The sequence below is a fragment of the Faecalicatena orotica genome, from assembly GCF_905197545.1.
GTDB classification, from domain to species: Bacteria; Bacillota; Clostridia; order Lachnospirales; family Lachnospiraceae; genus Faecalicatena_A; species Faecalicatena_A orotica.
On sequence record NZ_CAJJZH010000011.1, the window covers coordinates 34,880 to 60,675 of the forward strand.

General features: G+C 46.8%; 22 protein-coding genes. All 22 read left to right on the forward strand.

All coding sequences use genetic code 11. The features are described 5' to 3' along the window. Positions 1–3 precede the first annotated feature (3 nt). The 22 genes from ABIN22_RS19705 (at position 4) to ABIN22_RS19810 (ending at position 25,712) form a co-directional block, all read left to right on the forward strand. Positions 4–1,278 (forward strand): O-acetylhomoserine aminocarboxypropyltransferase/cysteine synthase family protein, encoded by a 1,275-nt coding sequence (locus tag ABIN22_RS19705; RefSeq protein WP_109730427.1) that lies wholly within the window; start codon positions 4–6, stop codon positions 1,276–1,278. A gap of 232 nt (positions 1,279–1,510) precedes the next feature. Further along, a complete protein-coding gene (locus ABIN22_RS19710) occupies positions 1,511–2,230 on the forward strand; it encodes a ClpP family protease (RefSeq protein ID WP_109730575.1) in 720 nt (239 codons plus the stop codon). A gap of 79 nt (positions 2,231–2,309) precedes the next feature. Then, positions 2,310–4,772, forward strand: a complete 2,463-nt coding sequence (locus ABIN22_RS19715; protein WP_346910688.1) for an FtsK/SpoIIIE family DNA translocase — start codon at positions 2,310–2,312, stop codon at positions 4,770–4,772. A gap of 55 nt (positions 4,773–4,827) precedes the next feature. After that, positions 4,828–6,498 carry a formate--tetrahydrofolate ligase gene (locus ABIN22_RS19720; protein WP_109730425.1) on the forward strand — a complete coding sequence of 557 codons (1,671 nt, stop codon included), beginning with the start codon at positions 4,828–4,830 and terminating at the stop codon, positions 6,496–6,498. Positions 6,499–6,574: 76 nt separating this feature from the next. Continuing rightward, positions 6,575–7,414, forward strand: a complete 840-nt coding sequence (gene folD, locus ABIN22_RS19725; protein WP_109730424.1) for a bifunctional methylenetetrahydrofolate dehydrogenase/methenyltetrahydrofolate cyclohydrolase FolD — start codon at positions 6,575–6,577, stop codon at positions 7,412–7,414. Between the two features lie 11 nt (positions 7,415–7,425). Next, entirely contained in the window at positions 7,426–8,847 is a 1,422-nt protein-coding gene (locus ABIN22_RS19730; protein WP_346910690.1) for a chitobiase/beta-hexosaminidase C-terminal domain-containing protein, read from the forward strand. Positions 8,848–9,029: 182 nt separating this feature from the next. Next, complete coding sequence (locus tag ABIN22_RS19735) at positions 9,030–10,211, forward strand: iron-containing alcohol dehydrogenase (protein WP_109730422.1); 1,182 nt, start codon at positions 9,030–9,032, stop codon at positions 10,209–10,211. A 218-nt stretch (positions 10,212–10,429) separates the two neighbouring features. After that, positions 10,430–11,320 (forward strand): sulfide/dihydroorotate dehydrogenase-like FAD/NAD-binding protein, encoded by an 891-nt coding sequence (locus tag ABIN22_RS19740; RefSeq protein ID WP_109730421.1) that lies wholly within the window; start codon positions 10,430–10,432, stop codon positions 11,318–11,320. After that, positions 11,320–12,708 carry an NADPH-dependent glutamate synthase gene (gene gltA / locus ABIN22_RS19745; protein WP_109730420.1) on the forward strand — a complete coding sequence of 463 codons (1,389 nt, stop codon included), beginning with the start codon at positions 11,320–11,322 and terminating at the stop codon, positions 12,706–12,708. Before ABIN22_RS19740 ends, gltA begins: the two co-directional genes overlap by 1 nt. Before the next feature lie 78 nt (positions 12,709–12,786). Then, positions 12,787–13,200: a C-GCAxxG-C-C family protein gene (locus ABIN22_RS19750; RefSeq protein WP_118618862.1), complete on the forward strand. Its 414-nt coding sequence runs from the start codon at positions 12,787–12,789 to the stop codon at positions 13,198–13,200. Positions 13,201–13,217: 17 nt separating this feature from the next. Beyond that, positions 13,218–13,697, forward strand: coding sequence for a 23S rRNA (pseudouridine(1915)-N(3))-methyltransferase RlmH (gene rlmH / locus ABIN22_RS19755; RefSeq protein ID WP_118618860.1), 480 nt, complete (start codon positions 13,218–13,220; stop codon positions 13,695–13,697). A gap of 91 nt (positions 13,698–13,788) precedes the next feature. Next, on the forward strand, positions 13,789–14,844 hold the full coding sequence (rsmH, locus tag ABIN22_RS19760) for a 16S rRNA (cytosine(1402)-N(4))-methyltransferase RsmH (RefSeq protein WP_346910694.1): 1,056 nt from the start codon (positions 13,789–13,791) through the stop codon (positions 14,842–14,844). A 125-nt stretch (positions 14,845–14,969) separates the two neighbouring features. Beyond that, positions 14,970–15,875: a CAP domain-containing protein gene (locus ABIN22_RS19765; RefSeq protein WP_346910696.1), complete on the forward strand. Its 906-nt coding sequence runs from the start codon at positions 14,970–14,972 to the stop codon at positions 15,873–15,875. A 296-nt stretch (positions 15,876–16,171) separates the two neighbouring features. Next, positions 16,172–16,948 carry an ABC transporter ATP-binding protein gene (locus ABIN22_RS19770; protein WP_346910698.1) on the forward strand — a complete coding sequence of 259 codons (777 nt, stop codon included), beginning with the start codon at positions 16,172–16,174 and terminating at the stop codon, positions 16,946–16,948. Further along, positions 16,938–19,010, forward strand: coding sequence for an FtsX-like permease family protein (locus tag ABIN22_RS19775; protein ID WP_346910700.1), 2,073 nt, complete (start codon positions 16,938–16,940; stop codon positions 19,008–19,010). Before ABIN22_RS19770 ends, ABIN22_RS19775 begins: the two co-directional genes overlap by 11 nt. Positions 19,011–19,019: 9 nt before the next feature. Then, positions 19,020–19,730 (forward strand): response regulator transcription factor, encoded by a 711-nt coding sequence (locus tag ABIN22_RS19780; protein ID WP_118618852.1) that lies wholly within the window; start codon positions 19,020–19,022, stop codon positions 19,728–19,730. Then, complete coding sequence (locus tag ABIN22_RS19785) at positions 19,699–20,730, forward strand: sensor histidine kinase (protein WP_109730412.1); 1,032 nt, start codon at positions 19,699–19,701, stop codon at positions 20,728–20,730. Before ABIN22_RS19780 ends, ABIN22_RS19785 begins: the two co-directional genes overlap by 32 nt. A 116-nt stretch (positions 20,731–20,846) precedes the next feature. Then, positions 20,847–21,914: a helix-turn-helix domain-containing protein gene (locus ABIN22_RS19790; RefSeq protein WP_346910703.1), complete on the forward strand. Its 1,068-nt coding sequence runs from the start codon at positions 20,847–20,849 to the stop codon at positions 21,912–21,914. A gap of 105 nt (positions 21,915–22,019) precedes the next feature. Then, the gene (locus ABIN22_RS19795; RefSeq protein WP_346910705.1) at positions 22,020–23,081 is read left to right on the forward strand and encodes an endonuclease/exonuclease/phosphatase family protein; all 1,062 of its coding nucleotides are present in this window, start codon (positions 22,020–22,022) and stop codon (positions 23,079–23,081) included. Positions 23,082–23,250: 169 nt separating this feature from the next. Beyond that, positions 23,251–23,718, forward strand: coding sequence for an NADH-quinone oxidoreductase subunit NuoE family protein (locus tag ABIN22_RS19800; RefSeq protein ID WP_243099239.1), 468 nt, complete (start codon positions 23,251–23,253; stop codon positions 23,716–23,718). 90 nt (positions 23,719–23,808) lie between these two features. Continuing rightward, complete coding sequence (locus ABIN22_RS19805) at positions 23,809–24,480, forward strand: response regulator transcription factor (protein WP_109730409.1); 672 nt, start codon at positions 23,809–23,811, stop codon at positions 24,478–24,480. After that, a complete protein-coding gene (locus ABIN22_RS19810) occupies positions 24,468–25,712 on the forward strand; it encodes a HAMP domain-containing sensor histidine kinase (protein WP_346910708.1) in 1,245 nt (414 codons plus the stop codon). Before ABIN22_RS19805 ends, ABIN22_RS19810 begins: the two co-directional genes overlap by 13 nt. Positions 25,713–25,796 lie beyond the last annotated feature (84 nt).

Sequence of the window (25,796 nt, forward strand, 5' to 3'; positions counted from 1 at the left end):
AAAATGAGCAGCTATAAGATTGAGACAAAATGTATACAGTCCGGTTATGAACCGGGAAACGGGGAGCCGAGAGTTCTTCCTATTTATCAGAGTACAACATTCAAATATACAAGCAGCGAACAGATGGGGCGTCTTTTTGATCTGGAGGAGTCAGGATATTTCTATACAAGGCTCCAAAATCCAACAAATGATGCGGTTGCCGCCAAGATCTGCGATCTTGAGGGCGGTGCGGCTGCGATGCTGACTTCCTCCGGACAGGCGGCGAATTTTTATGCAATTATGAACATCGCGGGGGCGGGTGACCACATTGTATGTGCATCCGCGCTTTACGGCGGTACATATAACCTGTATGCCCACACGATCAGAAAGATGGGAGTAGAGGCTACATTTGTGGACCCTGACTGCACACCGGAAGAACTGGATGCAGCTTTTCAGGATAATACGAAGGCCGTGTTTGGTGAAACAATCGCCAATCCAGCCCTTGTTGTGCTGGATATCGAGAAGTTTGCGAACGCTGCACATACCCACGGTGTACCGTTTATCATTGATAATACATTTGCAACACCGATTAACTGCCGCCCGTTCGAGTGGGGGGCGGATATTGTGACACACTCCACAACGAAATACATGGACGGACATGCAACATGCGTAGGCGGTGCAATCGTGGACAGCGGCAATTTTGACTGGGAGGCATACGCAGATAAATTTCCGGGCCTGACAACACCAGATGAGACATATCACGGGATCGTATATACCCAGAAATTCGGGAAAGGTGCCTACATCACGAAAGCAACCGCACAGCTGATGAGAGACCTCGGTTCCATCCAGTCTCCGCAGAACGCGTTCCTTCTGAATATCGGGCTGGAGACACTTCATCTGAGAGTGCCCTGTCACTGCGAAAATGCGCTGACTGTTGCAAAGTACCTTAAGAATCACGAAAAAGTGGCATGGGTTTCCTGTCCGTCACTGCCGGGAGACAAATACTATGACCTGGCACAGAAATATATGCCGAACGGAACATGCGGTGTTTTGACATTCGGCCTGAAGGGCGGAAGAGATGCGGCAGTTGAGATGATGGATAAGCTGAAAATGATTGCGATCGTAACACATGTCGCAGATGCACGCAGCTGTGTCCTTCACCCGGCTAGCCATACACACCGCCAGATGAATGACCAGGAACTGATGGAAGCGGGTGTTCAGCCGGATCTGATCAGATTCAGCGTCGGAATTGAAAATGTGAATGATATCATTGCGGATGTAGAGCAGGCATTGCTTTAAACAGGATGGTATGGATGTATACAATTTGCATCCATACCATTTTTTGCTGTAAAACCACTGCTTCAATACAGTTTTCTGATTCCGTTTAAAGCTTGCAGATTATGTATAATTCCTGTGTTCTTCCACATAATAAGTGAAGCGCTAAATACTTTTTTTGCAGCGAATACTTAAATGACGGGAGTGGAAATTTACCATGCAGGAAAATAAACAAAACCAGGTCAATCAGGACGAAATGAACAAGGAAGAACAAATCCAGCAGAATCAGGCCGGCGAGAATGAGGAGATTAAAGAGACCGGGACTCTGCGCCTTGGAAAAGAAAGCGGCAGACATAACATCCAGCTCATGACAATCATCGGTGAGATAGAAGGCCATGAGGCGGTATCCGGGAATACGAAGGCGACAAAGTATGAACACCTGATCCCGCGTCTCGCCGAAGCGGAGGACAACGATGATATAGAAGGAATTCTGATTCTTCTCAACACTCTGGGGGGAGATGTGGAAGCAGGTCTGGCAATTGCTGAAATGATTGCGTCTTTAAGCAAGCCAACTGTGTCACTCGTACTTGGCGGGAGCCATTCCATCGGCGGGCCGCTTGCAGTATCGGCTGACTATTCCTTTATTGTCCCGAGCGGCACGATGATCGTCCATCCGGTCCGTTCCTCCGGCATGTTCATCGGTGTGATCCAGAGCTACAGAAATATGGAAAAGACACAGGACAGAATCACGAAGTTTATTTCTTCCCATTCGAAAATCACACAGGAACGCCTCGAGGAGTTAATGCTCGACTCCACACAGCTTGTAAAGGATGTCGGAACACTTCTGGAAGGCGGGGACGCGGTACGGGAAGGGATCATCGACGAAGTAGGAGGAATCAGCCAGGCACTTAAGAAGCTGCATGAAATGATAGAAGGGGATCAAAAAGCAGGTTCACTGGAACTGCCTCCGCTGTAAAGAAAATTTATTAATGACAGGCTTTTGAAAAAATGATATACTAATAACAGTATGTTTAAAAAGCCAAGGGGGAAGTATAATGGCTGCAAAGTCAACAAAAAAGAGAAAAAGCACAAGAAGCAAGCCAAAGAAGACACAGGGGAATGCTGCAATAAGAGATGAGATTCTGATTCTTGTCCTGTTGGCAGCATGCATCCTGCTAGTCATCAGCAACTTTGGTCTCGGCGGGATTGCGGGGGAGGCAGTTTCGTCGGTAATGTTTGGATTATTTGGATTTATGGCGTATCTTCTGCCATTTATCCTGTTTGCTGTGGCTGCCTTTACGATATCCAATAAAGGCAATGCACACGCTTACATAAAAGTGGGTGCGTCGGCAGTCCTTCTGCTGATGCTCACAGCATTTCTGGAATTGATTATGAATCCCTATGACGCAAAAGCAGGTCTTTTAACCTATTATAAACTTGCCAGTGAGCACAGGAATGCGGGCGGCCTTTTAGGAGGCTGCATTGTAAAACTCCTGTGTCCGCTGACCGGTGTTGTCGGAAGTTATGTGATCATCATTATCGTAATGGTAATCTGTATCATTCTGATTACGGAAAAGTCACTGCTGACACCTCTGCGCCATACAGGCAGGAAGGCGTATGACGATGCAAGGCGGAGAAAAGAGGTCTCCTCCACGAAGCGTATGGAACGCCGTCAGGAACGCGCTGCCGGAAAGAATATAGAAAAAGCAAAGAGACAGGATCATAAAGTGTCAGGTGTTTCTTTTGCTACCACATTATCGGACAAAGTGTCAGGGAAGAAGTCTCCTGAGATGAAAGAACTGACTCTGGAGGAAGAACTGCCGGGGACAGCACCAATCCCTTCGCCATTTGAGAATCTGGTCATCAACCGGCCGGAGCCTGTGGCAGGAGAGAATCCGGAACCCGTGGAAGAGATTATTCCGGAGGAGCCTGTGAAGACCACAGAATCCGCGAAGAAGCAAAAGACCAAGGAGAGCGCCCAGAGCGTGGCCGCCGAAGCGGACCAGGTGGAGGCTGCAGTCAAGGCGCAGGAAGAGAAGCCGCCCAAAGTATATAGAACGCCGCCAATCTCGTTACTGAACCGGGGCAAGAAGACAAGCGGGGATTCTGACGCCCACTTAAGGGCAACTGCTTTGAAGCTGGAGCAGACACTCCAGAATTTCGGGGTAAAGGTTCATGTAACCAATGCGAGCTGCGGCCCATCCGTTACCCGGTATGAACTCCAGCCGGAACAGGGGGTTAAGGTCAGCAAGATTGTAGGGCTCTCTGATGATATTAAACTGAACCTCGCGGTAACGGACCTGAGAATCGAGGCCCCAATCCCGGGGAAAGCAGCCGTGGGCATTGAAGTGCCGAACAACGAAAACACAGCCGTCATGTTAAGAGACCTGCTTGACACTTCAGAATTTAAGAACAGCAAATCGGGAATCTCATTTGCAGTCGGTAAGGATATTGCAGGGAAAACCGTAGTTGCAGACATTGCAAAGATGCCCCATCTGCTTGTTGCAGGGGCAACCGGATCAGGTAAGTCGGTCTGCATCAATACGCTGATCATGAGCATCATTTATAAAGCAAGCCCGGATGATGTCAAACTGATCATGGTCGATCCAAAGGTTGTCGAACTGAGTGTATACAACGGGATCCCGCATCTTTTGATCCCTGTCGTGACAGATCCGAAAAAAGCGGCGGGCGCCCTGAACTGGGCCGTGGCCGAGATGGAAAAGCGGTACAAGCTTTTTGCAGATTATAATGTCCGGGATTTAAAAGGATTTAATGATAAAATAGAACAGATGGAACCTGGCGACGGTGTGCCAAAGAAGATGCCGAAGATCGTGATTATCGTAGACGAGCTTGCAGACCTCATGATGGTAGCGCCCGGGGAAGTGGAAGGCGCAATCTGCCGGCTTGCACAGCTGGCCAGAGCTGCGGGACTTCATTTGATCCTTGCAACACAGCGTCCGTCCGTGAATGTTATCACAGGACTGATCAAGGCAAATATGCCTTCCAGAATTGCCTTCTCGGTTTCATCCGGGGTAGATTCCCGTACCATCATTGATATGAACGGTGCGGAAAAGCTGTTGGGCAAGGGGGATATGCTGTTTTACCCGACAGGATACCCAAAGCCGGTCAGAGTACAGGGATCTTTTGTATCGGATAAAGAAGTGCAGAAGGTGGTCGACTATCTGATCGAGCACAATGGCAATGCATCCTACAGTGAGGAGATTGAGGAACATGTCAATTCCGGTACGGTGGGAGCCTCCGGTTCACTGCCGGGAGCGGCAGACTCCGGCAGCGAGAGGGATACCTACTTTGTAGAGGCCGGAAAGCTGATTATAGACAAAGATAAAGCTTCAATTGGTATGCTGCAGCGGATGTTCAAAATTGGTTTCAACAGAGCCGCCCGCATCATGGACCAGCTTGCGGAAGCAGGCGTCGTAGGCGAGGAAGAGGGCACAAAGCCAAGAAAGATATTGATGTCACCGGAAGAATTTGAACAATACATAGAAGAAAATGTGTAGATGGCCGGAGTCATGGACAGAAGCACGAAATTATAACATACAGGAGGATAAACAAATGAAAACAGATATTCAGATTGCACAGGAAGCAGAGATGCTGCACATAAAAGATGTGGCGGCAAGTATTGGGATTGAGGAAGATGATCTGGAGTTTTACGGGAAGTATAAGGCAAAACTGTCTGACGGGCTCTGGGATAAACTGAAAGACAAAGAGGACGGCAAGCTTGTTCTGGTGACTGCAATCAACCCGACCCCGGCAGGGGAAGGCAAGACAACAACAACAGTCGGCCTTGGACAGGCAATGGCAAAACTGAATAAAAAAGCGCTGATTGCCTTAAGGGAACCTTCCCTGGGACCATGTTTCGGAATCAAAGGCGGAGCCGCCGGCGGCGGATATGCGCAGGTCGTGCCGATGGAAGACCTGAACCTTCATTTTACAGGTGATTTCCATGCTATCACGTCCGCAAACAATCTGCTTGCTGCTATGCTGGATAACCATATACAGCAGGGCAATGCACTTTGCATTGATCCGCGGCAGGTAGTCTGGAAACGCTGTCTCGACATGAACGACAGAGTATTGCGCAATACGGTTGTAGGACTAGGAAATAAAATGGACGGGATGGTAAGGGAAGATCATTTTGTAATTACCGTTGCTTCAGAAATCATGGCGATTCTTTGTCTTGCAGATGACCTTACAGACTTGAAACGCCGTCTGGGCAGAATTATTGTTGCTTATAATTTCAGTGGTGATCCGGTGACCGCAGACGATCTTCAGGCAACAGGCGCCATGACTGCACTTTTAAAGGATGCCATCAAACCGAACATCATCCAGACCCTGGAGCATACACCGGCCCTTGTTCACGGCGGGCCATTTGCCAATATTGCACACGGCTGCAACAGCGTACGTGCAACGAAGATGGCCCTAAAGATCAGTGATATTACGATCACAGAAGCCGGTTTCGGAGCCGATCTTGGAGCTGAGAAGTTTCTGGATATCAAATGCCGGAAGGCCGGGCTGAAACCGGACGCAGTAGTTTTAGTTGCAACTGTACGTGCTTTGAAGTATAATGGTGGGGTTGCCAAAAACGACTTAGGTGAAGAGAACCTGGAAGCACTTGCAAAAGGGATTGTGAATCTGGAAAAACATATTGAAAATATACAGAAATACGATGTGCCAGTAATCGTTACTTTGAATTCATTTGTAACGGATACCGAAGCTGAAAACGAATATATCCGCAGATTCTGCGAGGAACGCGGATGTGAATTTGCACTTTCCGAGGTTTGGGAAAAAGGCGGGGAGGGCGGTATTGCACTTGCCCGGAAAGTTCTGGATACATTGGAAAACAAGGAAAGCCATTTCCATCCATTGTATGAGGATGAATTGACTTTGAAAGAAAAAATAGAAAAAATCTCGAAAGAGATCTACGGTGCGCGCGGCGTAGTATATGAACCCGCGGCTGATAAACAGCTCGCAAAAATCGAATCAATGGGATTCGGTTCATTCCCTGTATGTATGGCAAAGAACCAGTATTCCCTGTCGGATGATGCGAAAAAGCTGGGACGACCGGAAAACTTTGATATTCATATCCGTGAAGTATATGTAAGTGCCGGTGCCGGATTTGTTGTAGCACTGACAGGCGCAGTCATGACAATGCCCGGACTGCCGAAAGTCCCTGCCGCAAACAACATTGATGTGACAGAGGATGGTAAGATTACCGGCCTGTTTTAATAAAACCAGTCAGAGTAGAATATCACTGCCGGCATGTCCGCCCGGCTCGCTGGCCGCGTGAATAAAGGAGAATGAAATGGCACAGATTATTGATGGAAAACTGATTTCTAAGCAGATAAAGGATGAGTTAAAAGAAGAAGTCCAGTCAATGAAGGCGCAAGGCACCAATATCTGTCTGGCTGTCGTGCAGGTCGGAAGCGATCCCGCTTCTTCAGTCTATGTAAATAATAAAAAGAAAGCCTGCTCTTATATAGGTATAGAGTCCAGGGCATATGAACTTGCGGATTCCGTGACAGAAGAAGAATTGACAGGTCTTGTGGAACAGCTGAACAATGACGAAGGTGTAAACGGGATTCTGGTCCAGCTGCCGCTGCCTTCCCATATTGATGAAGACAGGATTATCCGGACAATTTCGCCGGATAAAGATGTGGATGGTTTCCATCCGGTCAGTGTAGGAAGGCTGTGGATCGGAGAGAAGGGATTTCTGTCCTGTACTCCGGCAGGGATTATCCAGCTCTTAAAGCGTTCCGGAATTGAAATTGAGGGGAAGGAATGTGTTGTAATCGGCAGAAGCAACATTGTCGGCAAGCCGATGGCCGCACTGCTTCTCCGTGAAAATGCGACTGTCACTGTTGCACATTCCCGGACAAAGAACTTAAAAGAGGTTGCTAAACGCGCCGATATACTGATTGTGGCTATCGGAAAACGGCAGTTTATCAATTCAGATTATGTAAAAGACGGGGCTGTTGTCATTGATGTGGGGATGCACAGGGATGAAAATAATAAACTGTGCGGAGATGTTGACTTTGCAGATGTTGCAGACAGGACGTCTGCCATAACGCCTGTACCGGGCGGGGTAGGACCAATGACAATCGCGATGTTGATGAACAATTGTGTGGAAACTGCGCGTAAGTAGGAGGAGTTAAGATGAGATGTACAAATTGTGGTGCCATGATTCCGGACGATATGCTGTATTGTCCGGAATGCGGTATGGAAGTTCAGATTGTACCGGATTATAACCCTCTGGAAGATGTCCTCGCGCAGGAAGTAAAAGGATCTATTGAAGACGCCACAAGACAGATAAGGACGGACGATATCAGAAGATACCGCCGTGAGGGGTCAAGGGAATACAGCAATTCAACAAGGGTATTAAGTCAGGGGGAGCTGGACGAGATACGCGCCAAGAGGAATGCCGCCATGAGGCAGAGCCGCCAGGCCGGGAGAAATACGGCAGGGAACCAGCGGCAGACAGGCAGGAATACGACAGGAAATATAAGGCAGACGGGCAGGGGTACAACAGGGAACATGCGGCAGACACGTCCCGATACCGGTTCTATACGCAGACAAACAACAGGTAATCTACGCCAGAGGAGTGAAGCAGAGGAAAAGAGACGCCAACAGATCGCACGCAAGAAGCGGCTTGCTAAAAAACGCCGCCAGAGGGCGCTTATTATTATCCTGCTTTTAATTATTCTGGGAGGTGTTCTTGGTTTTGCCTATTACCAGAATTCTTATGAGGGACAGATAAGAAAAGGAAATCAGGCCCTCCAGTCAAGTGATTATTCACTTGCTGAGACATATTATAACAAAGCAATTTCAAAAAATAACAAAAAGGCGGAGGCCTATACCGGGCTTTCAAAGGTCTATATCCAGCAGGATGATCTGGAGGCTGCAGAAACAGTATTTTTAACAGCGATCGGCTCACAGCCCTCCAATGTCGAGATCTATAAGGCTGCGATCAGTTTCTATGTGGATACAAAGCAGCTGATCAAAGTCTCAGAGCTTTTGGATGACTGCGAATACGATGAAGTCCTGGACGGGGTCAGGGATTATGTTTCCACTGAGCCGGAATTCAGCCTGGAGGAAGGCACATATGAGGAAGTACAGCAGGTAACCTTAAGTACGGATAACGGGACAATCTATTATACAGATGATGGTTCCGAACCAGATACTTCTAGCAAGAAGTATACGGAACCGATCCTGCTGAATAAGGAAGGAACAAACGTTATAAAGGCAATCACCGTGAACAAGAAGAAGATCCCGAGCCTGACCGCTTCGAAAACATATGTCATCGAACTCCCGATCGAGGATGCGCCATCTGTCACCCCTTCCACGGGACAGTATGAGTCAGCAGGGCAGATTACCATTACCGTGCCGGAAGGATACACGGCATATTATACGATGGACAATACTGATCCGACAGATCCGGCTGTGAGTGCTGAAGAATATACCGGCCCGATAGATATGCCTGAGGGACAGACTATGTTCTCTGCCGTTCTCAAAAATAATAATTCCGGCAAATACACACAGGTTACCAAGAGAAATTACGTACTGGAAATCAGTGAATAGAATGCTGTATAAATGAATATATGGAAAGAAGTACCGTTGTGTTAAAAAATAAACAAAAACACAGCGGTATTTTTGTACAAAATTTAACGTGATTTTTATGTTACTATGGTTGCGTTAAAAGTTTAACAGTGCTATAATGAAAACGTTAAAAAAATAACGTACTTATAAAGGAGATGCATAAAATGAGCAGATTCACATTACCAAGAGACATTTACCACGGAAAAGGCTGTCTGGAAGAACTGAAAAACCTGAAAGGAAAAAAGGCTATCCTTGTAGTAGGCGGCGGTTCCATGAAGCGTCAGGGATTTCTTGACAGGGCAGTCAATTACTTAAAAGAAGCAGGAATGGAAGTTCAGTTATTTGAGGGTGTAGAGCCGGACCCGTCTGTAGAGACCGTTATGAAAGGCGCCGAAGCTATGCGGGCATTCGAGCCGGACTGGATCGTAGCAATGGGCGGTGGTTCACCAATAGATGCAGCAAAAGCAATGTGGGCATTTTATGAATATCCGGAAGTTACATTCGAAGACTTATGTATCCCGTTTAACTTCCCGGAACTGAGACAGAAGGCGAAATTCGCTGCAATTCCGTCAACATCAGGTACAGCGACAGAAGTTACTGCATTCTCTGTTATCACAAACTACCAGACAGGAGTGAAATACCCTCTGGCTGACTTTAACATCACACCAGATGTTGCAATCGTAGATTCCGAACTGGTTGAAGGACTTCCTGCAAAACAGGTTGCCTACACAGGTATGGACGCACTGACTCATGCAATCGAGGCATATGTATCTACATTAAACTGCGCTTTCACAGATCCGCTTGCAATTCAGGCAATTGAGATGGTATTTGATTACCTGCCGGCTTCTTACAGAGGAAACATGGATGCAAGGGCAGAAATGCACACAGCCCAGTGTCTGGCAGGTATGGCATTCTCCAATGCACTGCTTGGTATTGTACATTCTATGGCACACAAGACAGGCGCTGCATTCTCAACCGGACATATCACACACGGATGCGCCAATGCAATGTACCTGCCATATGTAATCAAATACAATGCAAAAGACCCGGTAGCTGCTAAACGCTATGCAGAGATCGCCCGCAGGGTGGGCCTTCAGGGTGCTTCAGAAAAGGCATTAATCAACAGCCTCTGTGAAAAAATTGACGACTTCAATGTACAGATGAGCATTCCGAAGACTCTCAAAGAATTTGGAATTATCGAAGAAGAATTCAAAGAGAAGATCGCAAAGATTTCCGAGCTGGCAGTAGGAGATGCCTGCACAGGCTCCAACCCAAGAAGCATAACACCGGCTGAAATGGAAAGACTGTTTAACTGCATCTACTACGGAACAGAGGTAGATTTCTAAGAAAAGAAATTAACAGGCAGGCTTTAGGATTCTTGAAAAAATACCGTTTGGAATGCAGGGGACCTGCATTTCAGGCGGTATTTTTTCATTTCATTAGGAAAGTACGCCCTATGAAATAAAAAGCCCTCCGGGGCGTGAATTCATTGAAAGAATACTTGCCAATCCTTTGTTTATAGCGTATTATAAGGAAAGGGTGATTTTTTACAAGGAGGAATAAGATGTACAAGATATTAAAAGCAGAAAAACTGGCTGATAAAATCTATCTTATGGATGTACACGCACCGCGTGTTGCAAGCCATTGCCAGCCAGGCCAGTTCGTGATTGTGAAGATGGATGACAAAGGAGAAAGAATCCCTCTTACAATCTGTGATTACGACAGAGAGGCGGGGACAATCACAATCGTGTTCCAGGAAGTTGGAGCATCTACAACTAAGATGGCAGATTTAAAAGAAGGGGACAGTTTCCGTGATTTCGTTGGGCCTCTGGGATGTCCATCTGAGTTTATTCACGAAGATCTTGAAGAACTGAAGAACAAAAAGATGTTATTTGTAGCCGGCGGTGTAGGTGCTGCACCGGTTTACCCACAGGTAAAATGGCTGCATGAGAACGGAATAGATGCAGATGTCATCGTTGGTTCCAAGACACATGATATGTTGATTCTTGAAAAAGAACTGGAAGAGGTTGCGGGCAATCTCTATGTTACAACAGATGACGGTTCCTATGGTCGTTCAGGAATGGTTACGGCTGTAATCGAAGATCTGGTGAAGAATGAAGGAAAACAGTATGATGTCTGTGTTGCAATCGGACCGATGATCATGATGAAGTTTGTATGCCTGCTTACAAAGAAGCTGGAGCTTCCTACAATTGTCAGCATGAACCCGATCATGGTAGACGGAACAGGTATGTGCGGTGCATGCCGTCTTCAGGTAGGAGACGAAATTAAATTCGCATGTGTTGACGGACCGGAATTCGACGGACACCTCGTTGATTTTGACCAGGCTATGAAAAGAAGCCAGATGTACAAGTCTGAAGAAGGCCGTGCTATGCTGAAATTACAAGAAGGAGACACTCATCATGGTGGCTGCGGAAACTGCGGAGGTGACAACTAATGGCTGATGTATTAAAGAAAGTTCCTGTCAGAGAGCAGGACCCGAAAGTACGTGCAACAAACTTTGAAGAAGTTTGTCTTGGATATAATAAGGAAGAAGCAATGGAAGAAGCAGTCAGATGTTTAGGCTGCAAGAACGCAAAATGTATTGCCGGATGCCCGGTTGCGATTGATATTCCCGGATTCATCAAGGAAGTAAAGGAAGGCAATATCGAAGAGGCTTATAAAGTGATTGGTAAGTCTTCAGCACTCCCTGCGATCTGCGGACGTGTATGCCCGCAGGAATCCCAGTGTGAAGGAAAGTGTATCCGCGGAATCAAAGGCGAACCTGTTTCTATCGGAAAGCTGGAAAGATTCGTAGCAGATTATGCGCTGGAGCATGATATCAAGCCGGAATGCCCTGAGACGACAAACGGCCATAAAGTTGCAGTAATTGGATCAGGCCCGTCAGGACTCACATGTGCAGGTGACCTTGCCAAGATGGGGTATGATGTTACTGTATTTGAGGCACTCCATGAGCTCGGCGGCGTACTCGTATATGGTATTCCTGAATTCCGTCTTCCGAAGCAGAAAGTTGTTGCCAAGGAGATTGAAAAGGTAAAAGAATTAGGTGTTAAGTTTGAGCCTAACGTTGTAATCGGTAAATCCACAACCATCGACCAGCTGATCGAGGAAGAAGGATTTGAGGCTGTTTTTGTTGGTTCAGGAGCAGGACTTCCAATGTTCATGGGAATCCCGGGAGAAAATGCGAACGGTGTATTCTCAGCAAATGAATATCTGACGAGAAGCAACCTCATGAAAGCATTCGATGACAACTATGATACCCCGATTGTTGCCGGCACCAAGGTAGCAGTAGTCGGCGGAGGAAACGTTGCAATGGATGCTGCCAGAACTGCATTAAGACTAGGGGCTGAAGTACATATTGTATACAGGAGAAGTGAAGCTGAGCTTCCGGCCAGAGTGGAAGAAGTACACCATGCAAAAGAAGAGGGTGTAATCTTCGACCTTCTGACGAATCCAAAAGAGATCCTTGTGGACGACAACGGATATGTAAAAGGCATGAGAGTTATTAAGATGGAACTGGGCGAGCCGGATGCATCTGGCAGAAGACGTCCGGTTGAAATCCCGGGTTCTGAATACGAGATCGAATTAGATACCGTTGTTATGTCACTCGGAACTTCACCGAACCCGCTGATCTCTTCTACAACAAAGGGACTCGAAGTAAACAGAAGAAAATGTATTGTAGCAGAGGAAGAAAACGGCCAGACATCCAAGGAAGGCGTTTATGCCGGCGGTGATGCCGTAACAGGGGCTGCAACAGTAATCCTTGCAATGGGTGCCGGAAAAGCCGGTGCAAAAGGAATCGACGAATATTTGAATCACAAATAGAAAGCTTCTCCATAGCTGTAAAGACTGCGGGACATTCAGCAGACGGCTATGGAGAAGTTCTTTTATCAGGAGGAAAAGATGACAAAAAAAGAACTTGCATTAGAATATCATAAAAAAGGATACAATTGCTGTCAGGCCGTTGCCTGTTCTTTCTGCAAAGACTTTGGGGTTTCCGAGGAGGAAATGTTCCGTATTTCAGAAGGATTTGGTTTCGGAATGGGAATGATGGAAGTCTGCGGGGCATTGTCCGGACTGTTTATGATCATCGGTCTGAACAACAGCGTAGGTGACCTTGACAAAGGGAAATCAACGAAGGCAGATACCTACAGGAAAGTTAAGGACTATGCTGAAAAATTCAAAGAGAAGAACCGCTCCATCCTCTGCCGCGAGTTAAAAGGAATCGGCTCAGACCGGCCAATCTGCAGCTGTGACCAGTGTATTGCAGATGCTGTTGATCTTGTAGAAGAATATCTCCGGGAAAATCCGGCATAAGGAAGACGGCTGACCATATGAAAATTACAGTTTTAACCGTAGGAAAAATAAAGGAAAAATATCTAAAAGACGCAGTCGCTGAATACAGCAAAAGACTGAGCAAATACTGTAAGCTGGAAATCATAGAGGTGGCGGATGAAAAGACCCCTGACCAGGCGGGTGAAACCGTGGAAGAACAGATCCGCGGGAAAGAAGGGGAGCGTCTGATGAAGTATATCAGGGACGATGCCTATGTCATTACCCTCGAAATTCAGGGCAGGCAGCTGACTTCGGAAGAACTGGCGGATAAGATCGACAAGCTGGGAATTTCCAGTATCAGCCATATTATTTTTGTCATAGGGGGGTCTATCGGACTGGGCAAAGCGGTCTTGGAAAGGTCTGATTACGCATTGAGTTTTTCAAAAATGACATTCCCACATCAGCTGATGCGTGTAATCCTTTTAGAACAGATCTACCGGAGTTACCGGATTATCCAAAAAGAACCATACCATAAATAATGGAGGTTTTAGCCTTCTTATGTAATCACACGCGCATATAACAGGGGCGGCTTTGAGTAAAACCGTACTTTGCTCTCAGGAAAGGAATATCATGGACAATCAAGAACAAAAACATAAAAGGCGTCCCCGGTACAAGGGTACGCATCCGAGAAATTATAAGGAAAAATACAAAGAACTGCAGCCTGAAAAATATGCAGACACGATTGAAAAGGTTATCCAAAAAGGAAGTACCCCTGCCGGAATGCATATTTCCATCTGCGTCAGGGAAATCCTTGACTTTCTGGAGATTAAACCGGGGCAGCGGGGGCTGGATGCCACGCTAGGTTACGGCGGACATACACTGGAGATGCTGAAGTGTCTGGAGCATGAAGGACACATTTATGCGCTGGACGTCGATCCGATCGAATCAGCCAAAACGAAGGAACGTCTGGAAAATCTGGGATATGGCCCGGACATCCTTACAGTAAAGCTTCTGAATTTTGCGAATGTGGACCAGATTGCCAGTGAGACCGGTTTATTTGATTTTGTGCTGGCTGATCTGGGTGTATCCTCTATGCAGATCGATAATCCCGAAAGAGGATTCTCCTATAAGACGGACGGTCCTCTTGACCTCCGGATGAACCCGGAAAAGGGAATTACCGCGGCAGAACGTCTGCGTACAATTGATGTACAGGAGCTTGAAGGGATGCTGACGGAAAATGCGGATGAACCTTATGCTGCCCTGATTGCCGAAGCGGTTGTGACTGAGATACAAAAGGGCAGGGAGATTGCCGCCACAAAGGATTTGCGGGATATTATCGCACAGACACTTGATTTTCTGCCTGCAGCCGAAAAAAAGGAAGCAGTCAAAAAATCCTGCCAGAGGACTTTTCAGGCACTCCGCATCGATGTGAACAGTGAATTCGAAGTTCTCTATGAGTTTCTGGATAAGCTGCCCCACATCCTTGCACCCGGGGGCCGCGCAGCCATTCTGACTTTCCATTCCGGGGAAGACCGGCTTGTGAAGAAGTCATTCAAACAGTATCAGAGAGAGGGCCTCTACAGCGAGATTGCAAACGATGTCATCCGCCCGTCCGCCGAGGAGTGTGCAAGAAACAGCAGGGCCCGTTCCACAAAGATGAGGTGGGCCGTCAGGTCAAATTTGTAATATCAGGAATCTGTACCAGTTATTTCTTGTATCATTTTTTCACAGTGCATGTTATCATCCTGTTTGTAACAACTATGTAATATCTACGTAATACTTACATAATAATAAAACAACAGGAGGTTCATATGAGAAGGCTATCAATTTTAGCAATTACAACAGCAATCGGGGTTGCAGGAAGTACCGTTCTCCCGGCGCAGGCAGCAGATACAGGCACAGGCAGTCAGAAAGTGGCACCGGGCTACGGGGTAACCATCATCCAGGGAGATGATCTGAACAGCCTGAAAGACAAGCTAAACGGTCTGGGCGGTAACATAGGGGGGATCTACTGGCAGGTATGCCCGCCGGATTTTGCTCCTCCGGGTGAAAATACACCGGATTTACCGGACACGGATACTCCGGATACAGACCAGCCGGACATTCCGGACAGTAATCTTCCGGATAACAATCTGCCCGATACTGACCAGCCGGGGACAGATACCCCTGACATGAATCTTCCGGATACGGATCAGCCGGGAACGGATAATGAGGTGCCAGGCGGCGGAACAGGCCAGCCGGATCAGGATATAGACGGGCCGGGAGAAGACGCCGACAAACCCGGCGGAGATATCAATCATCCGGAGGGGGATGACAGCCAGCCGGAAACAGATTCACAGGACCGTACTTTCATACAGCAGGTAGCAGATTTAGTAAATGCCGAAAGAGTAAAAGCAGGCCTCACCCCTCTTGCGATTGACAGCAAAATCGAGGCGGCGGCACTTGTGAGGGCAAAAGAGACAGAAACATCCTTTTCGCACACAAGGCCAGACGGGAGTTCTTTCAGTACAGCACTCACAGAACAGGGGGTCAGCTTTCAGGGCTCCGGTGAGAACATCGCATGGGGACAGCGCACTCCGCAGGAAGTTATGACAGGCTGGATGAACAGTGACGGGCACAGGGCGAATATCCTGAATCCCAAATTCACGAAATTCGGTGTGGGGTATTATCAGAATGCAGCCGGGCGCAATTACTGGACACAGTTGTTTACATACTAGAGTGTGTTTGAAAAATTCTGTTACAGGTTTGCCCGGCAGGCTCACACTGTGACAGTATCTCGATCAAAGCGGAACAGGGTCAGAAAACCTTGTTCCGCTTTTTGTACGGCAGGTATTGTTCACATGACTATTCCCTTCTTTGGACGCACACAGTACCTTCAATAGTATTTTTCCTGAATCCTTACAAAGACTGTAAGTGTTTTCCTGCACAGGAATCCTGTATACTATGAATAGAGATCCACCAAATGAAACAGTCAGCAGACTGACAGATAGAGTAGAAAGGGGAAAGGATTTAAATGAAGGAAAAATTACTGGACATCCAATCACTAAAGAAAAACTATGGAAAGAATGGTAACGTGACAAAAGCGTTAAACGGAATTACATTTCAGGTGTTGGACCGTGAGTTTCTAGGGATCATGGGAAGCAGCGGCTCTGGAAAGACGACTCTTTTGAACTGTATTGCGACCGCGGTGCACCCGACAGAAGGCGAAATCCTTTTAAACGGGGAGGACATCAGTGCCTATAAGGGGAAGAAACTCGCGGAATACCGGGGAAAGCGTATCGGTTACCTGTTTCAGAATTTTGAATTGCTCGATAATCTTACCGGCCGGGAAAATATTATGCTTCCGCCTGCAATCCAGAATGTGCCGGAAAAAGAGGGGGCGGCCCGTCTGGCACAACTGGCGGAATATCTGGAGATTGAGGACATTCTGGACAAATTCCCGTCACAAATGTCAGGGGGAGAGAAACAGCGTATCGCGGCGGCCAGGGCAATGATTCTGAATCCGGACATGCTTCTTGCGGATGAACCGACGGGTTCTCTGGATTCTAAGAATGCCAGATCGCTGATGGAAAAACTGTCTTTACTGAACCAGCAGGATGGCTCAACCATCCTTATGGTTACGCATGACTGCAATGCGGCAAGCTATTGCTCGCGTATCCTTTTCATTCAGGATGGAAGGATTTTCCATGAATTAAGGAGAAAATATCCAAAGGAGACACAGCAGGATTTTTACGAGCGCATTCTAAGTGTCATGGCTCAGCTGGGAGGGGGAAGCGCAAATGTTCTTTAAACTTGTCCTGAAAAACGGCAGGAGGAGCCGGAAAGAAAACGGTTTATTCTTCCTCTCACTGATTGTTTCTATCATTGCATTTTACATTATCCTGTCTCTTGAAAACCAGGATGTCATGAAATTTCTGCTCCGGATGGAAAGTGATGCGGTAAATAAGATCTACCGGCTTCTTCCGGTACTCTACGGTGTTTCGCTCTTCTTACTGTTCTTTCTCGTTTATTTTGCAGGAAAGTACCAGATCGAAAGAAGAAGCCATGAGCTGGGAATGTATCTGATGATGGGGATGCGGCGCTCAAAGCTCTTTGCCATGATGATGGCGGAAGATATCTTCAACAGCATCTTTTCGCTGCTGATTGGTATCCCGATTGCCATATTTCTTTCAGAAATGATCAGCCTGATTACTGCGAAAGTGGTTGGACTGGGAATCATAGGGCATCGCTTTACATTGTCATGGAAGGCGGTCTTATGGACCTTTATCGGATTCTTTACCATCAAATTTTTTGCAATGCTGCTATTTAGCGGTTCTGTCGTCAAAAAAGAAGTCATCAGCCTGCTGTCAGATACACAGGAGAAAAAACAGAAGAGGAAGAGACGCGGAATCGGGTATGTACAGGTCATTGCCGGAATCCTCTCTCTGGCAGTGGCTTACTATACGGCGATCCGTGGAAACGCATGGGAGTCGCCTCTCAGGTTTGGGATGACAGTTGTACTGGGAATTGCAGGGACCTTCCTTTGGTTTCATGGATCAGGACTTCTTCTGGAACTGACTTTCAGATTAAAGAAAACAAACAGGGGGCTGTCGACATTTACATTCCGCCAGCTGCAGGAAAATGTTTTTCTGCGCCCGGCCTCCCTGGCAGTGTCCTCCCTGCTCATTCTGGCCGCACTTTGCTGTTTTGGCTATGGCATGTCTGTAAGCCTCGAAGCATCCGGCAGTGAGGCACACCATATAGATTACACATTCATAGATTACAGCCAAAGCGTTCCTGACAAGGAGACAGCAGACGAGGAACCATCCGTCAAAGAGATTTTGAAAAACACAGGATTAGATGCGGAATTTTCGCAACTGTTCGAAGTAAAGACGGGGATGCCTGATGATGAAAACACATTCTCCGGGGAAGGTTTTCGCCGTGCAGTAAATTCACTTGGAAATTCAGAAAACGTGCAAAGCCTGTCAGAGAGCCTTGAATATTTTACAACGCCTTATTTTATTTCCCTGTCCGGATACAACCAGATCCTTGAGACTGACGGGAAAGCCCCTATTGAGCTTTCCGGGAATCAGGCCGCGCTGTACAGTGACCAGGACTTTTATTTCGGAGAACGGCTGGACCTTTTAAATGAGGCACTCTCCCAAAATCCTGTTATAGAGCTCAATGGTGTCCCTTTCGAATTGAAGGATCAGGTATACCAGACAAATTTAGTTGTGGACCGCTCCATTACGCTTGCCCTTGGAGTCATTATCCCGGACAGCGTATATGACCGCCTTGTGACCAGAAATTCCGATTCTTACTGGAATGCGGTCTTAAAAGAGAACCTTGTTCAGAAAGAGGGGCTGATGCAGGCCATGATGGGTATTAATGAAAGATTGAATCAGACTTCCCTTGAATATGAAAGCTATCTGCAGAATATGGGCAGGCAGTTGTTCTATTTCATCGCATTGGGATATATTACGATCTACCTTGCCGTCATTTTCCTGATCATAGCCAATACTGTCATGGGAGTACAATTCCTGATGCACCAGCGGAAAACAGGCAGGCGTTACCATGTCCTGATCCGCCTCGGGAGTTCGTACAAGGCATTATGCAAAAGCGCAGACAAACAGATCAAATGGTATTTCGGCCTGCCCGTCCTGACCGCGGCAGTCAGCAGTTTCTTCGGTATACAGGCGCTGTTTGCAGGCTTTATTTCAATGGAAATGAAAACGGAGGTGCCCATGCTTTTAAAGCTGGGTTGCGCTATGATAATCCTGCTTGTTGTGGTAGAATTTATTTATATTGCTGCCGTAACGAGATTAAGCCGCAGGCAGCTTCTTGGTATGATTGAGAATAAGAGGGAAGAGTAGGAGATTTATATGAGCAGGATTGTAATAGCAGAAGACGAGGAATTTATGAGGGAAGAACTGGAGTATCTTCTCTCCGGGGCCGGCTATGAAACGGTAAGCCTGAACCATTTTTCGGATACGGCTTCGGAAATACTTGCAAACAATCCGGACCTTGTGCTGCTGGATATCAATCTGCCGGGGCAGACCGGATTCGAGGTATGCAGATTCATCCGCCGGAAAAGTCTGGTACCGGTACTCGTTCTGACAAGCAGGGACAATATGAAGGACGAACTGCATGCCCTGGGGCTTGGGGCGGATGAATATCTGCCAAAGCCCTGCCACAGGGACCGCCTGCTGGCGAGGATTGCCAATCTGCTCAGAAGATACAAGGACAAAGAGCACTTTCTGGAAGTGCCCGGAATCCGTCTGGATTTAAATACTTATACGATATATACAAATCAGACATCCTATGTACTCCCTGAGAATCAGGGAAAGATCATGGAACAGCTGTTATCCCCATTGGGCAGAATTGTTTCGAAGGAGGAGCTTTTTCAGACGCTTTGGGGAACTTCCGAATATGTAGATGAAAATGCACTTCAGGTCAACATGACCCGGTTGAAAAAGACGCTGGAACGGCTGGCGCTGAACTATAGAATCGTTACTGTGCGCGGCACTGGATATTTTATTGAGCAAAAACAGGAGGATCCGCATGCTGAAGAAACTGCTTCATTACTGTTATAACCATAGCATCTGGCTGGCACTGCTTGTGTGTACCGATTTTCTGTTCATAATTTTCTTATGGCTGCTTAGTCCGGGCAAATTCCTGATCCTGCTCGGTGCCATGCTCTTTGTGTCTTTTCTCATGTTCAGCATCGCTCTGTGGATCGCTTACAGCAGTGATTCAAAAAAGGAAAAAGCCTATATGGAGCTGTTGGAAAACCGGGAGCTGGCGGAAGATGAAAGCTTTCTGACCGCTTTTTGCGGAACAGATTATACGATTGCACAGGCTCTGGTGAAAAGGCTTCAGAGCGAATACCGCGAAAACAAGAAGCAGAAGAGTGATATTCAGGAATATGAAGATTATATGGAAACATGGGCACACGAGGTTAAGACGCCGCTGGCATTAATGACGTTTGTACTCGATAACAGAAAAGAGGAGATGTCCACCGGTGTTTTCCATAAGCTGGAGTATGCAAGAAGCCAGCTGCAGGAAGATATTGACCAGGTCCTGTACTATGCAGGACTGAAGGCCGTACATTCGGATTTCCTGTTCGAAAAGGTATCTTTAAGGGATTGTTGTACGGAGGCTCTGTCTGAATACAGGGCCCTGTTGGATGAAGCGGGTTTCCTGATACAAAACGAAACAGAGGACATCGGGGTTTTATCGGACAGAAAGGGACTCATTTTCATCATCGGACAGGCTGTCAGCAACAGCATCAAATACGCAGACCCGGAGAAAGAGAAAAATACTCTTAAACTGTATACAGAGTGGGCCCCGTCTGGGAATGAAACCATGCTGCATATCCGCGACAACGGTATCGGAGTCCCTGAATATGATATTCCCTTCATTTTCGATAAAGGATTTACCGGCGGAAATCTCAGGCAGCGGAAAAAAGCAACCGGCATGGGGCTCTACCTGGTTAGAGAATTAGCGAAAAGGCTCAAGATCCGTGTCGGCACAAACCCGGAATATAAGACTGGATTTGAACTCGTATTAACATTTCCCCGTGTGTCGAAGTAAACCACAGGTTAAATTCTGCCTCCGGTTAGTTGCCAGGTGGTAAATTGTAAAAGTGCCTCCTTAAATGATATAATTATTTTGTCAGGAAGAAGATAAAAAGTTTGGGAGGACAAATTATGCCGATTAATACAATTATCCGTGAAAAAAGGAAGGAACTGGGGCTGACCCAGGAGAGAATTGCCGAATATCTGGGTGTATCCACCCCTGCCGTAAATAAGTGGGAAAAGGGTTCGTCGTATCCGGATGTTACACTACTTCCGCCGCTGGCGCGCCTGTTGCAGGTAGATATGAATACTTTGTTTTGTTTCCATGAGGAACTCTCAGAACAGGAAATCGAATCTTTCTGCAAAGAATTATCACAGGCCATCAGCGAAAGCGGGCTCGATGCCGGTTTTACACTTTTACACGAAAAATTGCGGGCATATCCCCGCTGCGCCCCGTTGGTACATAAATCGGCCCTCCTGCTGGACGGTGCCCTAATCATGGCGGGAATGCCTGCTGACGAAAAAGGCCAGTATACGGACCAGATCATGGAACTGTATCATCGTGCAGTGGAAGACGGAGATGAAAAAATCCGGATTTCTTCTGCATTTATGCTTTCTTCCAAGTATGAATTGCGGGGAGATTACCAGAAGGCCCATGAAATGCTGGAACTGGTCCCGGAACGGTTGGGAATAGACAAGAAGCAGCAGGAAGCCTCGATTTATATGAAGGAGGGGAAGCTGGATGACGCGGCCAGAATACTGGAACATTTGCTGCAAATGCGACTGAACGAAATCATGATCATACTGATGTATCTGGGTGAATGTGCCGTAAAAAAAGAAGATCATGAGATGGCCGGGTATGCTGCTAAAGCATGGGAAAAGACTGCCGAAACCTTCGGACTATGGGAGTACAGCAGCCAGGTGCTCAAGTTTCACACGGCAGTCCTTCTAAAAGATGAAGAAAGAGCGGTCTCTCTCCTAAAAAGAATGCTCTTTGCTATTCGGACTCCCTGGGATATGAAAAACACCGTTTTGTTCCGGGATATAGCACCTGATATTTCTGGAATCGATGCGTCACAAAAACAGAACTCAGAAAAAAAGCTACTTTCGGGACTGATGTCTGAAATGAAAAATAATCCAATGTATGATTTTCTCCAGACGAATGAAGAATTTTTAAGAATAGCAAAACGGTTTCTGTGAATGTTTTCTCCTCCTACTATACAAAATGTTAAGTTTAAGTTAAAATAAGTTCAAGGTATATACATCATTTTTATCCTTAAACAAAGTATGGAGAGAGGCGGTTTTATGAAAAAGAAGAGAAAAGGATTGAAAATAGCAGGAGGAATTGTACTTGCTGTCATACTGATTCTCGCAGTTTTAGTGGGATATCTGACGATACGGGAATACCGTCCGAAGGCGGTTGAAGCCGTTGAAACGGGAAATGGAACAGATTCGCTGGATATTGGGGATTCATTTACAATACTTACATACAATACCGGTTATGCGGGATTAAGTAAAGATGAAGATTTTTTTATGGACGGCGGTACCAAAGTGCAGCCGGAGAGCAAAGAATTAGTAGAAAATAATCTAAAGGGGATCACGTCCATTTTAGAGAAACAGGACGCGGATATTTATTTCCTTCAGGAAGTAGACCGGGATTCCAAACGTTCCTACCATATTGACGAGCAGGAATACTATGAGGATGCACTCGGGTTAACCGGAATGTTCGCATGCAATTTTAAGTGTGATTATGTTCCGTACCCGCTGCCACCGATCGGAAAAGTAAAAAGCGGCCTTGTCACCATGACCAGTCTGGAAGTCACGGATGCATCCCGTATCGCACTTCCGGAGTCCTTCAGCTGGCCGGTCAAGACCTGTAACCTGAAGCGCTGTATGCTCGAGACGAGGGTCCCGCTTGAAGGCACAGACAAAGAACTCGTCCTGATCAATTTCCATCTCGAGGCTTATGACAGCGGCGAAGGAAAGATTGCACAGAGCAGGATGCTTGCAGAAAAACTGGAAGCCGAATATGAAAAAGGTAATTATGTCATTGCGGGTGGAGACTTCAACCAGACATTCGAGGGCATGGATAAATACCCGATCCACAACAAAGACAACTGGGTTCCCGGTATTGTCGGCACGGAAGATATCCCTGACGGGTTCTCCTTCGCCGTTTCCGACAACGTACCCACATGCAGGCTGTTAAACGGGCCTTACAGCGGAAACTACGAGGACTCACAGGTCTATGTCCTGGACGGATTTATCGTATCAGATAATATAAAGGTTAATCAGGTAGAGAATATCAATACTGACTTTGAATACACAGACCACCAGCCGGTGCGGATGGAAGGGACACTTTTAAATTAATATGTTTATGGCTCCTTTTGCAAAACAGAGGTCAACCATCAAGAACAAACCGCAGAACATCCGGCCCTGCGGTTTATCTATGCCTGCGGGGTCTTTGACTGTATTAAGATTAAGGCTGACAGTTTCAGGTAATACTGATAAAATGGAAGAGAAACGGAGGTTAATAGAAATGAATGATTCTCAGAAAGCAGGGCAGACAGAAGAAATACTGCAGTATTACAGCCAGATGGACAACAAAAGCGATCAGGATAATATTGTACAGATGCTGAGGGAACTTCAGGAAGTCAACGGCTGCATCACCTCGGAGTTAAAGCGACGTGCGGCCGAAGCCGCCGGGGTCAGCCCTTCTGTCATCCAGGTATTGGTCAAAATCTACCCCTCACTGAAGGAGGCAGCCTACCAGCATGAAATCGTAGTCTGCACAGGAAAAGCCTGCACAGACAAAGGTTCACAGGAACTTCTAAAAACTCTAAACAGGGAACTTAAGACCCAAAAAAACGGCATCTCAAAAGACGGCAAAGTATGTATAAAGACAAGGCCATGCCTGAAACAATGCCGGACCGCCCCCAACATACTCATTGATGGAAAACTCTACTCAAACATGACTGCAAAAGATGTTTTAAAATTGGTTAAATAATTCCAGTCCTATCTCCTTGTAGACTTTTTGTAGAGAATTTATTAGTATAATAACAACACGAACTCTGTAGAAAGTTGGATGAACATAACTATGAAAAAGATTTTAGCAGTTGATGATGAGCCTGGAATCCTCCAGCTCTTAAAAGATTATTTTGAAATACAGGGATATCAGGTGATCACAGCCACGAACGGAACCGAGGTTTTCAGCAGGCTGTCCATGAAACCAGACCTTATCCTGCTGGATGTAAACCTTCCCGGGATTGACGGATTTGAGGTGTGTACGATGATCCGCAGCCATGTATCCTGCCCGATCGTCTTTCTGACTGCCAAGATTGAGGAGGAGGACCGGATACGGGGACTCCTTCTGGGCGGTGACGATTATATCGTTAAGCCGTTCAGTATCGAGGAACTGGGTGCAAGGGTTGAGGCACACCTGCGCCGGGAGGAGCGGAAGAATCAGACACAGGCTGTCAGAGTACAGGGGGCTCTGGCCATACACTATGAGGAGCGCTGTGTTTATTACGATAACCGGCCAGTGAACCTGACAAAAACAGAATTCAATATTGTGGAGCTTTTGTCCATGAACAGTGGACAGGTATTTTCCAAGGAACAGGTGTATGAGAAAGTGCGTGGCTACGACGGCTGCGGTGACAGCAGCATTGTGACTGAGCATATCCGGCGCATCCGGCTGAAGCTGTCCGGGTTCACAAAGAAAACATACATAGAAACGGTATGGGGAGTGGGGTACAAATGGATTGGTTAGAAGAAAAAACATCTGTGGTCAGCCATAAAATACGCAATATGTCATTTCGAAGCGCAATCGCCGCATATATCCTCGTGTTTGCCGCGGCTGGGGCGGTACTGTCTTATCTGACGATAACGGCCTGCTACCGGTATGAAAGCATGATCTGGAGCAGATACAGCGGTGACAGCGAATTATGGTTCTTTACCATCAAATTGTCGGAGTGGCCGTTCTGGACGGACAGTTACACTGGTTTTCAGAATCACGACGGGCTCTGGATGCTCCTGCTCGACACGATACGTGTGTGGAGTCCCTTTGTCTATGGAGTAGCAGGGTCTATTGCCGCAAGCCTGCTTTTTTATAAGAAAAGATTGAAAAAACCTCTGAATATTCTAAAAGAAGGCACAGAACAGGTCCGGGGGAATAATCTGGATTTTGACCTGACATATGAAAGCAGGGATGAGATGGGGCTGCTCTGCCGTTCCTTCGACGAAATGCGGCTTGAACTCATACATAATAAGGAAATGATGTGGGAGCTGGTAGAGAACCAGAAACAGCTCAATGCCGCATTTGCCCATGACTTAAGGACGCCGCTAACCGTTCTGAAAGGATATTCCGACTTTCTGGAGCGCTACTTGCCACAGGGGAAAATCAGTCAGGAGAAAATGTTAGAGACGCTCAGACTGATGTCAGAGCATTTAAGCCGTCTGGAACAGTACAGCAGGACAATGAAAGGAATCCGCAGCCTTGATGAGATTCCGGTACAAAAAGAACTCTATACGCCCGGGCAGATCCAGAGTGAAATTTTAGAGGTTATCTTTGCACTGAACCAGATCGGCGATGTGGAAATTATTCTTAGCGGACAAACTGAAACCCTGCCCTCAAAAAAAGCGGCTGTCGATGTAAATCTCCTTCTGGAGGTTCTGGAAAATCTGCTGTCAAATGCCATCCGCTTTGCATCCAGACGGATTACAGTCACACTTCAATATGAAGAAAGAGAAGAGATGTTGTATCTGGTCGTTCAGGATGACGGAAGCGGATTTACAGAATATGACTTTCAAAAGGCCCTCCTTCCTTACCACAGGGAGCACCGGAAACTGCCGGAAGAGAATGGCGGTGAGAATCCCCATTTTGGAATCGGGCTCCATATCTGCAGGCAGCTTTGTGCCAAGCACGGCGGTGAGTTAAGTCTGGCCAACTCCATAGAAGGCGGTGCGGTTGTGACAGCTTCATTTTCCAGTAAGAATGAATGAAGAGAATCTTAAGTTTTCATAGAGAAAATATAGACATTTCTTCGGTATGATAGCTTCATAGACAAGAAGATCACATAAAAATGA